Source organism: Micromonospora sp. B9E7 (genome assembly GCF_039871815.1).
Lineage (GTDB): Bacteria > Actinomycetota > Actinomycetes > Mycobacteriales > Micromonosporaceae > Micromonospora.
Genome location: NZ_JBDPLX010000028.1, coordinates 26,127 through 40,013 on the forward strand (window position 1 = coordinate 26,127; position 13,887 = coordinate 40,013).

The 13,887-nt window shown below is 71.2% G+C and carries 14 protein-coding genes; 6 read left to right on the forward strand and 8 right to left on the reverse strand.

Going from position 1 to position 13,887, the window contains the following annotated elements:
- Nucleotides 1-4: 4 nt before the first annotated feature.
- Both ABGB10_RS30200 and ABGB10_RS30205 read right to left on the reverse strand, forming a co-directional pair.
- Entirely contained in the window at nucleotides 5-178 is a 174-nt protein-coding gene (locus ABGB10_RS30200) for a hypothetical protein (protein WP_278141824.1), read from the reverse strand.
- The gene (locus ABGB10_RS30205; RefSeq protein ID WP_347664388.1) at nucleotides 175-393 is read right to left on the reverse strand and encodes a flavin reductase; all 219 of its coding nucleotides are present in this window, start codon (nucleotides 391-393) and stop codon (nucleotides 175-177) included. The genes ABGB10_RS30200 and ABGB10_RS30205 overlap by 4 nt, the downstream gene beginning before the upstream one ends.
- 496 nt (nucleotides 394-889) lie before the next feature.
- Between ABGB10_RS30205 and ABGB10_RS30210 the strand changes: the two genes are divergently transcribed.
- Nucleotides 890-1,114, forward strand: coding sequence for a winged helix-turn-helix domain-containing protein (locus ABGB10_RS30210; protein WP_145778810.1), 225 nt, complete (start codon nucleotides 890-892; stop codon nucleotides 1,112-1,114).
- 30 nt (nucleotides 1,115-1,144) lie between these two features.
- On the opposite strand, the gene ABGB10_RS30215 is transcribed toward ABGB10_RS30210, so the two are convergent.
- The 3 genes from ABGB10_RS30215 to ABGB10_RS30225 all read right to left on the reverse strand — a co-directional run bounded on the left by ABGB10_RS30215 (nucleotide 1,145) and on the right by ABGB10_RS30225 (nucleotide 2,772).
- Nucleotides 1,145-1,399 carry a Smr/MutS family protein gene (locus ABGB10_RS30215; protein ID WP_007465523.1) on the reverse strand — a complete coding sequence of 85 codons (255 nt, stop codon included), beginning with the start codon at nucleotides 1,397-1,399 and terminating at the stop codon, nucleotides 1,145-1,147.
- A 143-nt stretch (nucleotides 1,400-1,542) separates the two neighbouring features.
- The gene (locus ABGB10_RS30220; RefSeq protein WP_347664389.1) at nucleotides 1,543-1,911 is read right to left on the reverse strand and encodes a tetratricopeptide repeat protein; all 369 of its coding nucleotides are present in this window, start codon (nucleotides 1,909-1,911) and stop codon (nucleotides 1,543-1,545) included.
- Between the two features lie 90 nt (nucleotides 1,912-2,001).
- Entirely contained in the window at nucleotides 2,002-2,772 is a 771-nt protein-coding gene (locus ABGB10_RS30225; protein WP_347664390.1) for an ROK family protein, read from the reverse strand.
- A gap of 62 nt (nucleotides 2,773-2,834) precedes the next feature.
- Between ABGB10_RS30225 and ABGB10_RS30230 the strand changes: the two genes are divergently transcribed.
- From ABGB10_RS30230 to ABGB10_RS30240, 3 genes are all read left to right on the forward strand, one after another.
- Nucleotides 2,835-4,472 (forward strand): ABC-F family ATP-binding cassette domain-containing protein, encoded by a 1,638-nt coding sequence (locus ABGB10_RS30230; RefSeq protein WP_347664391.1) that lies wholly within the window; start codon nucleotides 2,835-2,837, stop codon nucleotides 4,470-4,472.
- A gap of 38 nt (nucleotides 4,473-4,510) precedes the next feature.
- Complete coding sequence (locus ABGB10_RS30235) at nucleotides 4,511-4,819, forward strand: hypothetical protein (protein ID WP_347664392.1); 309 nt, start codon at nucleotides 4,511-4,513, stop codon at nucleotides 4,817-4,819.
- 144 nt (nucleotides 4,820-4,963) lie between these two features.
- Complete coding sequence (locus ABGB10_RS30240) at nucleotides 4,964-5,689, forward strand: methyltransferase domain-containing protein (protein WP_347664393.1); 726 nt, start codon at nucleotides 4,964-4,966, stop codon at nucleotides 5,687-5,689.
- 17 nt (nucleotides 5,690-5,706) lie between these two features.
- Here ABGB10_RS30240 and ABGB10_RS30245 read toward each other — a convergent pair whose 3' ends face one another.
- Together ABGB10_RS30245 and ABGB10_RS30250 are read right to left on the reverse strand one after the other, a co-directional pair.
- Nucleotides 5,707-6,714, reverse strand: a complete 1,008-nt coding sequence (locus ABGB10_RS30245; protein WP_347664394.1) for a LacI family DNA-binding transcriptional regulator — start codon at nucleotides 6,712-6,714, stop codon at nucleotides 5,707-5,709.
- Between the two features lie 105 nt (nucleotides 6,715-6,819).
- Nucleotides 6,820-8,316, reverse strand: coding sequence for an amino acid permease (locus ABGB10_RS30250; RefSeq protein WP_347664395.1), 1,497 nt, complete (start codon nucleotides 8,314-8,316; stop codon nucleotides 6,820-6,822).
- A gap of 202 nt (nucleotides 8,317-8,518) precedes the next feature.
- On the opposite strand from ABGB10_RS30250, the gene ABGB10_RS30255 reads away from it, so the two are divergent.
- Entirely contained in the window at nucleotides 8,519-10,174 is a 1,656-nt protein-coding gene (locus tag ABGB10_RS30255; RefSeq protein ID WP_347664396.1) for a family 10 glycosylhydrolase, read from the forward strand.
- A 182-nt stretch (nucleotides 10,175-10,356) separates the two neighbouring features.
- The gene (locus tag ABGB10_RS30260) at nucleotides 10,357-10,896 is read left to right on the forward strand and encodes a phospholipase (RefSeq protein WP_347664397.1); all 540 of its coding nucleotides are present in this window, start codon (nucleotides 10,357-10,359) and stop codon (nucleotides 10,894-10,896) included.
- A 124-nt stretch (nucleotides 10,897-11,020) separates the two neighbouring features.
- Here the strand turns inward: ABGB10_RS30260 and ABGB10_RS30265 are convergent, their stop codons facing one another.
- Nucleotides 11,021-13,861, reverse strand: a complete 2,841-nt coding sequence (locus ABGB10_RS30265) for an adenylate/guanylate cyclase domain-containing protein (RefSeq protein WP_347664398.1) — start codon at nucleotides 13,859-13,861, stop codon at nucleotides 11,021-11,023.
- Between the last annotated feature and the right edge of the window lie 26 nt (nucleotides 13,862-13,887).

The following is a 13,887-nucleotide window of genomic DNA, read 5'->3' on the forward strand; positions in this document are numbered from 1 at the left end:
CGCATCAGATCAGGCGCTGGATACGGATCTTCGGACGCTCGTTCCGCAGGTGGCCGTGTTTGTGCTGGCGAATCTGCTCGTCCCAGACTTCCTGGTCGTAGTCGGGGTCCGGCGGGATCCACCTGTGGGAGCCGTCGCTGTAGTGGAACTTCTCGTCACCCCGCCGGAGGATGCTCACCGGGTCCAACCCAGGAAGCGGTAGTGCAGCTGGCCGGCGGAAACGTGGGCCAGGTCCTGGGCGGCATCAACCAACTGAGCCGCCAGGTAGAGGGCAAGTGACACCGGCGCTCTGTCGTACTCCGCTTGCAGCTCTCGGCGGCGGGTGTCGCATGGCCAGTCAGCACCGCAACCGGCGCAGATCCAGGCCGGGGTGATCGCGAGGTGGCTCGTCATTGTGTCTCGTCCTGACTCGGCCAGTGACGGCTACTGATCGGGATGCGGTGGCGACTTCTGCACGGCAGGTCGGTACCGCACCGACAGATGCGTCGCCAGTGCCGCCAGGACCAGACAGGCCGGTGACGGCGCGCCAGGGTGAGCGCCACCGCGATGACGTACTCGTCGTACGAAACGCGCCGCTGGGCGCTCTCTAATCGCGGCCGCCTAGCACCGGAATCCCTGGCAGCGTCGCCGGTGCCCGCGGTTGCGGCAGTTGCACCGTTCGGTCTGGTCACGATGCCTCCCGCCGACGCCTGGGGTTCCGTGGGCACCCGGTCAGCGGTGTCCGGAGACAGGGCACCCACGGCAGGACGACCCGGCCGCCAAGCTGGGTAGCCCCACAAGCAACTTAGGACGCAATGTGCGCAGGGTCAACAGCTACGACACATAGCGTTGTAAGTCGAGCCAGAGATGTGGTCTCCTTGCACCAGCCGCCAAGCTGGGAGCACCACCAATGTCTGAAGCTGCGTACCTACAGGTCGCCCGAGATATCCGCGAGCAGATCAGCTCCGGCCAGTTGAAGCCGGGCGACAAGCTGCCGTCGTTCGCTGCACTCTGCGAGCACTACGACGTCAGCAACACGGTGATCCGCGCCTCCATGCTCCTACTCAAGGCCGAGGGCTTGATCGACGGCCGGCAGGGCAAGGGCGTCTACGTCGCCAACCCACTTCCCCGATAGACCCCGAGCGCCACCATTGGCCCATCTGAACTATTTCCAGCGGAAGTGGACGAAGAGACGGCCGAAGTTCTTCGAGTCCTTCTCCACCCGGTGGTACAGCTGCTTGACGTCCTTCTGGTCGAGGAACCGCAGCACCCGCTTCTTGAGCTGGCCGGACCCCTTGCCGGGGATGATCTCGACGAGGGTGGCCTTCTTCGCCACCGCCTCGTCCATGATCCCGCGCAGCGCACGGTCGATGTCCTGGCCCTTGTTGAAGATCTCGTGCAGGTCCAGCTTGAGCTTCATGCCGCAGCCCCCGGCCGGTCAGGTCCCATGTCGCCATCCTAGGCACGCCCGGCGGACCGCCCGCCGGGCGACGAAGAGCCCGCTGGCCGGACGACGAAGGGGCGGCCCCGGAGGACCGCCCCTGTCACGTCACCGGTCCACGCTCAGCGTGTGCCGCCCACTCGGGTCTCCACCCGCTCCAGCGCGGTCCGGTAGTCGTCGTTGGCCGCGTACATCGCGGCGGCGATCCGCAGGTGCCGCAGCGCGTCGGTGTGTCGGTTCAGCCGCTCCAGCGTCCGACCGAGCACGTGGTGTGCGTAGTGATCGCTCGGGTCCCGGTCGACCAGCTCGCGCAGGTGCTCCTCGGCCCGGTTGAGCTGGGCCGACTGGAAGTACGCCCGGGCCAGCAACTGCCGGACGGCCGCGTTGCCGGGTTCGGCGTCGACGATCGGCTCCAGTAGTCGGGCCGCTCCGCTCGGGTCGCCGGTTTCGAAGAACATGGTCGCCCGCCGGTAGTCCGCCAGAAGATCCATCTGCCAACCTCCTCGGGTCGCACCGTCACCTGTTCCGACGCTGGCACAACGCTGGGCGTTTAGCGACTGTTCCCGAAGGTCGAGATCGGGTCAGGTACGGGCGTCCCGACGTCCGGCGGAAAGCTCCCAGGCGCGAACACCGCCGACGATTCCGGCGGTGTTCGGCACCACCACCACGTCGTCGCCCATCCGGGCGAGCTGCTCGGGCCGGATCAGTCGGGAGTTGCCCCCGCCCAGGTAGAGCCGGTCCCACCGGAACACCGGACGCAGCCCGTCCACCACCTGCCGGATCCGGCGGGACCAGAAGGCGTCGCCGAGCCGCCGACGTTCCGGCTCACCCACGTACGTGTCGTAGGTGGTGCCCCACCGCACCGGCGCGTGCGACAGCTCCAGGTGCGGTGCGAGCACCCCGCCGTCGAACAGCGCGCTGCCCAGCCCCGTCCCGAGGGTCAGCACCAGCTCGCAGCCGGTGCCGGCGACCACCCCGGCACCGTGCACCTCGGCGTCGTTGAGCACCAGTGCGGGCACCCCGAAGGCGTCGGCCAGCGCTCCCCGCGCGTCCCAGCCGGACCACTCGGCGAGCAGGTCCGGGTCGACGCGACTACGCGGGCCGCTCCGGGTCACGTAGTGCGGCGTGGCGACCACCACCCCGTGTCGGATCATCCCGGGTACGCCGACGGTGAGCCGGTCCGCCGTCGGTAGGCGTCCGCCCAGATCCACCAGGGTCCGGACGAACAACGCAGGTGGCAACGGGTACGGGGTGGGCACCCGCAACGGTCGGGCCCGCATCGTGCCCGCCTCGTCCAGCACGGAGGCCTTGATGCCTCCGCCGCCGCAGTCGATCGCCAGTGTGGTCACCACGCCGTTGAGTCTGCCCGCTGCCGTCGGCTGGTATGCCGGCAGCCGGATAGGCTGCCGTCCTGATGAGCGCCACGATGATCGTCAAGGACCTGGCCGCCGGGCACGGCGACCGCTCACTCTTCGCCGGGTTGGACCTGGTTGTCGCTCCCGGCGACGTGGTCGGCCTGGTCGGGCCGAACGGGGCCGGCAAGTCGACGCTGCTGCGTACCCTCGCCGGGTTGTTGCCGGTCGAGGCCGGCAGCGTCCGACTCAGCCCGCCCACCGCGACCGTCGGGCACCTGCCCCAGGAGCCGGAACGGCGACCGGGTGAAACGGTCCGCGACTTCCTGGCCCGGCGGACCGGGGTGACCGCCGCGCAGGCGGCGCTGGACGCGGCGACCGAGGCGCTGACCGCCGGGACGGCGGGCGCCGACGACGCGTACGGCGACGCCTTGGAGCGCTGGCTCGCCCTCGGCGGCGCGGACCTGGACGAACGCGCCGAGCAGGTGAGTGCCGACCTGGGGCTCGCGGTGGACCTGGACCACCCGACGACCGGGTTGTCCGGCGGTCAGGCGGCCCGCGCCGGGTTGGCGTCGCTGCTGCTCAGCCGGTACGACGTGTTCCTGCTCGACGAGCCGACCAACGACCTGGACCTGGCCGGGTTGGAGCGGCTGGAGGAGTTCGTCACCGGGCTGCGCGCCGGCACGGTGCTGGTCAGCCACGATCGGGAGTTCCTCACCCGCACGGTGACCCGGGTGCTCGAGCTGGACCTGCCGCAGCAGCAGGTCAACCACTACGGCGGCGGCTACGCGGCCTACCTGGAGGAGCGCGAGGTGGCCCGCCGGCACGCCCGCGCGGACTTCGAGGAGTACGCCGACACGAAGGCCGGGCTGGAGGCCCGCGCCCGCACCCAGCGTGGCTGGATGGAGAAGGGCGTGAAGAACGCCCGCCGCAAGGCCACCGACAACGACAAGATCGGCCGCAAGTTCCGCAGTGAGTCGAGCGAGAAGCAGGCCGCCAAGGCCAAGCAGACCGAGCGGCTGATCGAACGGCTCGACGTGGTCGAGGAGCCGCGCAAGGAGTGGGAGCTGCGGATGGAGATCGCCGCCGCACCCCGCGCCGGCGCCGTCGTGGCCACGCTGCGCGGTGCGGTGGTACGCCGAGGCGGGTTCACCCTCGGCCCGGTCGACCTCCAGATCGACTGGGCGGACCGGGTGGCGGTGACCGGGGCGAACGGCTCGGGTAAGTCCACCCTGCTGGCCGCGCTGCTCGGCCGACTGCCGCTGGACGCCGGCACCGCCTCGCTCGGACCGGGTGTCGTGGTCGGTGAGGTGGACCAGGCCAGAGGGCTGTTCCTCGGCGACGCGCCACTCATCGACGCGTTCCACGCGGCCGTACCCCATCTGTCGCCTGCCGACGCGCGGACCCTGCTGGCGAAGTTCGGGCTGCGGGCGGCGCACGTGCCCCGACCGGCGGCCACCCTCTCCCCCGGTGAGCGGACCCGGGCGGCGCTGGCTCTGCTCCAGGGCCGCGGGGTCAACCTGCTGGTGCTCGACGAGCCCACCAACCACCTGGACCTGCCCGCCATCGAACAGCTCGAAGCGGCGCTGGCCACCTACCCCGGAACGCTGCTCCTGGTCACCCACGACCGGCGGATGCTGGCCGCCATCGAGACCAACCGGCGACTTCGGGTCGACGCCGGCCGGATCGCCGAGGATTGATCCGTGCCCGCAAGCCGGCGCGGGGTGAGAATGACGCCATGCTCAAGTGGGAGTACGCCCTGCTGGTCCGCCGCCGTCAGGCGGCGACCAACGACCTCGGCTGGGAGGTCGTGTTCGTCTGGTACGGCCCGGACGGCTCGATGGTCGACGTGACGCCCTACGGCGACACGTCGCTGGCCCACCTGAACCGCGCCGGTGACCAGGGCTGGGAACTGGTCGCGATGAGCGAGGACCCGTCCCTGCCCGGCCACCACGAGCTGCACCGCTATCACCTGAAGCGGCCGAAGCCGGCCGACCCGCCGCCCCGCCAGCGAATGCGTGGGGGCCGCCGTACCCTCTCAGGCTGACGCGGCCGCTCGGGGCGCGGCCGCTCTGGCCGGGCAGCCCGGCTGCGGCGCGGCCGCCGACGGGCGCGCCGATCCACGGCTCGAGCCGGCGAGCGGTGCATACCGGGCGTGATTGCGGGTATCGCGCGGCGGGAGGTGGCCCGAATGGTCGCTTTGGCACAGACTCCGCCCTCGGCCGACCGGCTGCGGGCGATCGACGATTTCCTCGCTGAGGCCTGGGCGGACCAGGTCCGGCACGACGACCGGCTGCGGGGCCTGACGGTGGAGGTGCGGTTCGACCGGGGGGTGGCCCATCTCAGCGGGGACGTCGCCGAGCCCGCCGAGTTACGGCTGGTACGGGACCTGGTGGGGCGGTTGGCTGGCGTCTACGGCGTCTGGTGCCGGGTCGGCGTCGACGGGCGGGCACCGGTGGTGGTGGACCTCGGTTGCGGGCCGACCAAGCAGTGGTCGAGCAACCTGGGTCTGGACATCTATCCCGCGCCGGGGGTGAACGCGGTCGCGGACCTGTCCGGCTCGTTGCCGCTCGCCGACAACTCGGTGGACGTCCTCTTCGCGGTGCACATCCTGGAGCACCTGATCGATTTCCTGCCGCTGGTGGACGAGTGCCACCGGGTGTTGCGTCCGGGTGGCGTGCTGCACGTGATGAGCCCCTGGTGGGGGCATGTGAACGCGGTGGCCGACCCGACCCACGTCCGGCTGATGGACGTGCAGACGTTCAAGGGGATCTGCCAGGGCCGTCCACCGGGCACCCCACGGTGGTATCCCCTGCACGCCGGCTGTGACGGCGCCTCGATCTTCGCCGACCTGACTCCGCTCCCACCGGACGCCGACACCGCCCCGAAGTCCCACCTGGCCCGTTTCTTCGACTGACCAGCCCGGCGACCGGTTTACCGGGTCTGGGTGGACTCGCGCAGTTCCAGGCGGTAGGGGGCGGAGACCTCCTTCGCCGGAGCGGCCCGGTCGCCGTCCAGGCGGTTGGCCAGGAGTTCGACCGCCAGTTGGGCGATCTTCTCCTTGTCCGGGGCGACGGTGCTCAGGGTGGGGATGGAGAACCGGCCGTCCTCGATGTCGTCGAAGCCGACCACCGCCACGTCCTCCGGCACCCGTAGACCGGCCTCGTGCAGGGCGCGCAAGGCACCCAGGGCGAGCGTGTCGTTGAAGCAGAAGACGGCGTCGGGGCGTACGCCGGAGGTGAGCAGGCCCTGCATGGCGGCGGCGCCGTCGGCGCGGTGCCAGGCCGACGCGGGCGCCACCAGGGCTTCGTCGTACTCGAGCCCGGCGGCGCGCAGCGCGTCGGCGTAGCCGGCCAGGCGCAGCCGGGCGCTGGCGCCCTCGTCGGTGCGCTGGGACCCGATGGCCGCGATCCGGCGGTGGCCGAGCTGGATCAGGTGAGCGGTGATCTCCCGGGCCGCGGTCACGTTGTCGATCACCACTCGGTCGGCGGGGCCGTGTTCGACCCGCTCGCCGAGCAGCACCATGGGCGTGCCGTCCAGGCCGGCCAGATCCTCCGCGGTGAGCGCCAACGGGCTGAAGATGAGCCCGTCGATCAGGTGGTCGGTGATGCCGGAGGCGACCACCCGTTCCTGCTCCCGCCGACCGCCGGTCTGGTCGATCAGCACCGTCCAGCCGTAGGCGGCGGCGGCGTTGACCACGTAGCGGGCCAGCTCGGCGAAGTACGGGATGTCCAGTTCCGGAACGGCCAGCGCGATCACACCCGTGCGGCCCTTGCGCAGGTGGCGGGCCGAGAGGTTGGGCCGGTAGTTGAGCTCGGCGATCGCCTCCTCGACCCGGGCACGGGTGTCCGGCCGAACGTGCACATAGCCGTTGACGACGTTGGAGACGGTCTTCACCGACACCCCGGCCCGTTCAGCCACGTCCTTGAGCCTGTGTCGCACGTCGCACCTCCCCGATGTGACCCAGCGCACCGTACCTCGTCAGCCCTCATCGCAACGGTGCGCGGAAGGGCCCCGCCTCGGCGGGGCCCTTCCGCGCAGTTCGGGTCAGGCGCTCGGCTCGCGCGGCTGCGGGGCGACAGCGGGCTCGTGGCGGGCCAGCCGGTTGCGGCGGTAGCCGTAACCGAAGTAGATGAGCGCGCCGAGCAGCATCCAGGCCAGGAACCGCAGCCAGGTTTCCACCGACAGGTTCAACATCAGGTAGAAGCAGGCCAGCGCGGAGACGATCGGCAGCACCGGGGAGAACGGCACCCGGAACGGCCGCTCCAGGTCCGGGCGCCTGCGGCGCAGGATCGGCACCGCGACCGACACCAGCACGAACGCGCAGAGCGCGCCGATGCTGACCAGGTCGGCCAGGGCGGACAGCGGCAGGAGACCGGCCAGCAGCGCGACCGCCACCGTCATGATCGCCGAGATCCGGTACGGGGTGCCCCAGCGCGGGTGCACCTTCGCGATCGAGGGCGGGATCAGGCCGTCCCGGGCGATGGCGAAGCCGATCCGGCCCATGGCCACCAGGTCGACCAGGATCACGCTGGTCAGGCCCGCGACCGCGGCGATGGAGACCAGCACGGCGGCCCAGCCCGCGCCGACCGACTCGAAGGCCGACGCGATCGGGGCGCCCCGGTCGATCTCGGTGTACGGCACCATCCCGACCACCACCAGCGAGACGCCGACGTACAGGACGGTGGAGATCAACAGCGTGCCGAGCAGACCCAGGGTGAGGTCCCGCTTGGGCTTGCGCGTCTCCTCGCCCAGGTTGGCCACGGCCTCGAAGCCGGTGTACGCGAAGAAGACCACCGCGGCGGCGCTGAGCACCCCGACGAAGCCGAAGACCGACGGTTCCAGCCCGAAGAGCGCCTGCGTGACCGGCTGCCTGATGCCGTCGTCGCCGCTGCCCGCGGGCTCGGCCGGCGGGATGAACGGGGTGAGGTTGGCGGCCTTGACGAAGAACAACCCGGCCACCACCACGAAGACGCAGATGGCCACCTTGACCAGCACCAGCAGGTTGGTGATCCGGGCGGACTCCCGGATGCCGACGATCGCGACGATGCCGAGGATCAGCACGATGGCGATGGCGCCCACGTTGACCGTGCTGCCCTCCTCGCCGAACCAGCGGGTCGGCAGGTCGAGCAGTTCGGCGAGGTAGCCGGACCAGCCTCGGGCCACCACTGCGGCACCGAGCGCGAACTCCAGCAGCAGGTCCCAGCCGATGATCCAGGCGACGATCTCGCCCATCGTGGCGTACGCGTAGGTGTAGGCGCTGCCGGCGGTCGGCACGCTGGAGGCCAGTTCGGCGTAGCAGAGCGCCGCCAGCAGGGCCACCACGCCGGCGATGGCGAAGGAGATCACCACGCCCGGCCCGGCGCTGTCCCGGGCCTCGATCCCGGTGAGCGTGAAGATCCCGGTGCCGATCACGATGCCGATGCCGAAGCCGGTGAGGTCGACCGCGCCGAGCCGCCTCTTCAGCCCGAGCTTGCCGTCGCTGCCGTCCGCCTCGCCCTGGGCTATCACGTCCTTGATCGGTTTTGTGCGCAGCACGGACACCCGGTCACCCCTCCCACCGTGCGACCACCTCCGTGGCGGCCGGTGACCGCCGTTGCTACCCAGCGACGCGATTGGTCAACCACGGACTCTTGCGGCGATGGCCAGATTGTGAAAATTTCCTACCAGCAACGCGGACATCGACGGCGAATCTTGCCGTGCACCGCGCGAAACATCCGGGAGCCCCAACGAAGGGACACACCGCATGAAAGCCACCCGAATCGGAGTCGCCGGGCTGGTCGCAGCCCTGCTCGGGACATTCGTCACCACGACCCCCGCGAGCGCCGAACCCAGCGCCGCCGACACCACCACCACCTGCGCCACCGACCCGGCCACCCCGAAACGGCAGTTCCGCGCCATGTGGATCTCGTCGGTGGTCAACATCGACTGGCCCAGCAAGGCGTCCCAGACCAGCCCCGACCGGGTCGCCGCCCAGCAGGCCGAATATCGCGAGCTGCTCGACCTCGCCGAGCGGCTGCACCACAACGCCGTCGTGGTGCAGGTCCGGCCCACCGCCGACGCCCTCTGGCCCTCGCCGTACGAGCCCTGGTCGGAGTACCTGACCGGCGTCCGTGGGCAGGACCCGGGGTGGGACCCGCTGGCCTTCCTGGTCGACGAGGCGCACCGACGCAACCTGGAATTCCACGCCTGGTTCAACCCGTACCGAGTCTCCATGCCGGCACCCGGCGGCGCCGGCGCGGACCTCACCCAGCTCGCCCCCGGCCACCCGGCCCGGCAGCACCCCGACTGGACCTTCGCCTACCCGCCGGCCGGCGTGGCCGGCAGCCGGCTCTACTACAACCCCGGCATTCCCGAGGTACGCGAGTTCGTACAGACCGCGATGATGGACGCGGTCAGCCGGTACGACGTCGACGGCGTGCACTTCGACGACTACTTCTACCCCTACCCCAGCGGTACCTACCAGGTGCCGGACGACGCGACGTTCGCCGCCCACAACCGGGGCTTCACCGACCGGGCGGACTGGCGGCGGGACAACATCAACCTGCTGGTCCAGGAGATGAGCGGCAAGATCAAGGCGGCGAAGCCGTGGGTGAAGTTCGGGGTCAGCCCGTTCGGCATCTGGCGCAACAAGACCGCCGACCCGCTCGGCTCGGACACCACCGGTAGCCAGTCGTACGACATCATCTCCGCCGACACCCGCAAGTGGATCAAGCAGGAGTGGATCGACTACGTGGTGCCGCAGCTCTACTGGTACATCGGCCAGTACCCGGCGGCCGACTACGCGCGGCTCGTGCCGTGGTGGGCCGAGACGGTGCGCGGCACCCGCGTGCAGCTCTACATCGGCCAGGCCGACTACAAGAGCGGCGATCCGGCGTACGGCCCGTACTGGCAGAACCCGCGTGAGCTGTCCGACCATCTGACGCTCAACCGGTCGTACCCGGAGGTGCAGGGCAACGTGCACTTCTCCGCCGTCCAGGTGCGGGCCAACCGGCTCGGCGCGACCGACATCTACGCCGCCGAGCACTACTCCCGCCCGGCGCTGGTGCCGGCCATGCCACACCTGCCGGCCAAGCCGTTGCTCTTCCCGGTGGTCACCAGGGCCGAGCGGCAGGCCGACGGGGTCCGGCTGACCTGGCGTCAGCCGGCCGACGGGGTCCGGCCACTCGGCACCGCCACCTCGTACGCGATCTACCGGTTCGACGGCACCACGCTGCCCGGTCGGTGCGGCACGGCGGACGCGGCACACCTGGTCGACACCGTGCGGGCCGCACCCGGCGGCAGCCAGTCCTGGGTGGACACCACCGCCGCGCCCGGCCAGCGCTACACCTACCAGGTGACCGCGCTGGACCGGTCGGCCAACGAGAGCCCGGCGAGTCCGCCAACCTTCGTCCTGCGCTGACTCGTCCGCTCCGCCGAATGCCCCGGGTGCCCCACGCGCCCGGGGCATTCGTCTGTTTCAACGCATGTCACCAATAGTTGGCGAGGCGCATACCGTCCAGTTGATCAGTTGATCGACACTGATCGACATCCGGTGACCCGCCGGTAACTTCCGTCCCAGCCGCTCACCCGCGGAGGTAACCCGTGCCCCGACGTCTCGCCACCCTGTTCGCCTCGGGCGCGCTCGCGCTGCTCGCCACCCTCACCGTCGCCTCCCCCGCCGCCGCCGTCACCCCCGCACAGAAGCTGTCCGTTCTGTCCAGTTGGACGCAGACCAGCGCGTCCAGCTACAACTCCTGGAACAGCGCCCGGGTCAACCGGGCCCCCTGGGCCGAGTACGACTTCAACTGGTCCACCGACTACTGCTCGTCCAGCCCGGACAACCCGCTCGGGTTCACCTTCAACCTGGGCTGCTACCGGCACGACTTCGGCTACCGCAACTACAAGGCGGTCGGCCAGTTCTCCGCCAACAAGTCCCGCCTGGACAGCGCCTTCTACGAGGACCTCAAGCGCGTCTGCACCACGTACAACACGGTCGTCCGTCCGGCCTGCTACAGCCTGGCCTGGACCTACTACCAAGCAGTCAGCATCTTCGGATCGGTAGCGGCCGTCCAGCAGGCCGACATCGACCGCGCCGCCCGCATGAAGGCCCAAGCCGAAGCCCAAGCCGCCGCCCGCGCCTAAACCCCCACCCCACCCCACCCCCTGCCCCACCCGCCCTCCTGCGGTGATCAAGAGGTTTGCGTCATCGGGAGCCCGATTCCTGACGCAAACCTCTTGATCACCAGAGGGAAGGGTGGGGTGGGGGTCAGGCGCGTTCGGTGCGGGAGGCGGGACGGCGGTCGGGGTCGGCGGGGAGGCGCGGGGTCGGCTGGGACAGGCCGGTGCTGAAGCGTGTCGAATCCGCCGCCAGATCCGGGTGTTCCACGTCGAGTGCCAGCGCCGCCGCCTCGTCCAGCCCCAACTCGGCACCCTCGCCGTACGCGTCGTCGAAGGCCGCGTCGCCCAGCACCGTACGTAGCTGCGCCTGCTGCTCCGCCCAGTAGCCGCCGTAGATGCCCGGGGTCGCCCGCATGCTCGCCCGGGTTGCCTGCGCGGCCCCGAAGAGGCGGGCGGCGGTCGACCGGTCCCCGCCGATCGCACAGCGCACCGCGATCGCGTTCAACGTGTCGCACGCCCGGCCGTGGTAGCCGTGGCCCATCCGGGAACGCAACGCCACCAGCAGATGCTCGTGTGCGGCGACGACATCGCCCCGGGCCAACGCGACCATCCCGAGCAACATGTCCACCGATCGCCGGCCCCGCTCCACCGGCCGGGCCGCCTCCACCGGACGGACCGCACCCAGCAGTTCCGCCGCCTCCTCCAGCGCGCCCCGCCGCCACAGCAGCTCGGCCAGGCTGAACACCGCGAACAACGCCTCCCCGACCACGTCCTGTCCGTGCGCCCAGTCGATGACCTCCCGGCACACCCGCTCGGCCTCGACGAACTGCCCCATGTCCACCAGCGGCGCGGCCCGGCCGGCGAGCACCCGGGCCAGCAACCCGGCGTCACCGGCCTGCCGGGCGGCCGCCTCCGCCCGCTGCGAGTAGCGCAACTCCTCGGCGAACTCGCCGTCGGCTCCGGCGTGCAACGAGTGCATGTGGTACGCCGCCGCCAGCTCCGACTCCGGGATCCGTTCCCCCGTCTCGGCGATCCGCCCGTACAACCGGAAAAGCCACAGCCGCCCCTCCCGGGCCAGGCCCCGCTCAAGCCACCACTGGTCCAGGCCACCAGCCAGACCGAGACCGGCACGGGCGCTGCCTCCGGTGGCGCACCACCGCAGCGCGGCACGCAACTCCCCGGCCAGCGGGTCCAGTGCGTACAACGACAGCGTGACCGGTCGGCCGTCCTGGCCCAGGTGCGCACGGTCCAACGCATGCGCCGACCACGCCACGTGCCGGTTCCGAGCGGCCTGTTCCTCACCCGCCTCGACCAACCGCCGTGCCGCGTACGCCCGGATGGGGTCGAGCATCCGGTAGGTGCTGCCCGACGCACGCGGATCGGCCAGGACCATCGACTTGTCCACCAGCACCGAGAGCGGGTCCAATGGGTCGTCACCCAGCAACCACTCCACCGTCGCCAGATCCACCGGCCCGGCGAACACCGCCAGCCACCGCAGCAGGCGGGCGGCCCGAGGCCCCAGCGTCCGGTACGACCAGGTGACAGTGGCCTGCATGGTCAGGTGCCGCTCGGTCGCGGAACGGTGCACCGCCCTGCTCGCCGGGGAGGGCGGTGACGCCCCGGCCGCGGCGGCGACCAGGTCCACCGTGTCCTGCTGGTTGCCGGACCAGCCCCGCTCCACCGGCGGTGGGTCCGGGTCCTCCCGGCCAGCGTCCAACGTGCCGAGCACATCGTCCAACCGCTCGGCGAGCTGGCCGACGGAGAGCACCCGCAGCCGGGCGGCGGCCAACTCGATGGCGAGCGGCAACCCGTCCAGCCGCTGCACCACCCGGCGCAGGTCGGCCGACTCGGCCGGATCCGGCTGCCGGCCGCCGCGCGCCGCCGCCGTGCGGTCCAGCAGCAACGCCACCGCGTCGCTCTCCGCGCCGTCCGACTGCGGCTCGACCGAGAGCGGCGGGATCCGCCAGACCACCTCGCCCGGCAGGCTGAACGACTCCCGGCTGGTGGCCAGCACCCGCACACCACCGCCGCCGGACAGCAACCGCGCGATCACCTCCGCGCAGGCGGCCGGTTGGGTGTCGCAGGTGTCCAGCACGACCAGCATGCGGCGGTTGGCCGCGTACTCGACCAGGGTGTCCAGCATCGGGCGGCCCGGCTCGGGTCGCAGGCCGAGCACCGCGGCGATCGCGAACGCCACCAGCCCCGGGTCGGTCACCGCGGCGATGTCGACGAACCAGACCCCGTCCGGGTACGACTCGACGACGCCGCTGGCCAACTCCACCGCGAGGCGGGTCTTGCCCGCACCGCCCGCCCCCAGCACGGTGACCAGGCGGTGTTGCCGCACCAGCAGACCCAACTCGACGCGCTCGGTCTGCCGGCCGACGAACGAGGTCACCTGGGTCGGCAGGTTGTGCGCCACCGTGTCGGCGGTCCGGGGGCGCGGGAACTGCCGCTCCAGGCCGGGCGCGACCAGTTGGAACAGTCGTTCCCGATCGTCGAAGCCGCGCAACCGGTGCAGGCCCAGGTCGAGCAGGGTCGCACCGGGTGGCAACGGCTCGGCCCGACGTGCCGTGGACGCCGAGCACAGCACCTGCCCGCCGTGCGCGGCGGCGGCCACCCGAGCGGCCCGATGCACTTCGGGGCTGGCGTATTCGCCGTCGCGCGGCTCGGCGTAGCCGGTGTGCAGGCCCATCCGCACCCGTGGGGCTGCTTCCGGGGTGGGCCAGTCGTGGCTGGACAACGCCCGCTGCGCGGTCAGACAGGCGGTCAGCGCCGCAGCCGCGTCCTCGAAGGCCAGGAAGAACGAGTCGCCCTCGGTCAGCAGCTCCGCGCCACCCGTGCTGGCCAGCGTCCGACGCAGCAGCCGTCGGTGCTCGGCGAGCACCGGACGGTAGTCCGGGCCGAGCAGCTGGGCCAGCCGGGTCGAGCCCTCGATATCGGTGAACACGAAGGTCACCCAACCGCTCGGGAGCTGGATCCGTGGCGACATGCGTGGAACCTCCGCCCGTGACGTCG

Bases quoted from the DNA above. Each gene is read 5' to 3' on its own strand.
- ABGB10_RS30205 (WP_347664388.1), bottom strand. From the start codon at position 393: ATGACGAGCCACCTCGCGATCACCCCGGCCTGGATCTGCGCCGGTTGC.
- ABGB10_RS30210 (WP_145778810.1), top strand. From the start codon at position 890: ATGTCTGAAGCTGCGTACCTACAGGTCGCCCGAGATATCCGCGAGCAG.
- ABGB10_RS30215 (WP_007465523.1), bottom strand. From the start codon at position 1,399: ATGAAGCTCAAGCTGGACCTGCACGAGATCTTCAACAAGGGCCAGGAC.
- ABGB10_RS30220 (WP_347664389.1), bottom strand. From the start codon at position 1,911: ATGGATCTTCTGGCGGACTACCGGCGGGCGACCATGTTCTTCGAAACC.
- ABGB10_RS30230 (WP_347664391.1), top strand. From the start codon at position 2,835: ATGAGCGCCACGATGATCGTCAAGGACCTGGCCGCCGGGCACGGCGAC.
- ABGB10_RS30235 (WP_347664392.1), top strand. From the start codon at position 4,511: ATGCTCAAGTGGGAGTACGCCCTGCTGGTCCGCCGCCGTCAGGCGGCG.
- ABGB10_RS30240 (WP_347664393.1), top strand. From the start codon at position 4,964: ATGGTCGCTTTGGCACAGACTCCGCCCTCGGCCGACCGGCTGCGGGCG.
- ABGB10_RS30255 (WP_347664396.1), top strand. From the start codon at position 8,519: ATGAAAGCCACCCGAATCGGAGTCGCCGGGCTGGTCGCAGCCCTGCTC.
- ABGB10_RS30265 (WP_347664398.1), bottom strand. From the start codon at position 13,861: ATGTCGCCACGGATCCAGCTCCCGAGCGGTTGGGTGACCTTCGTGTTC.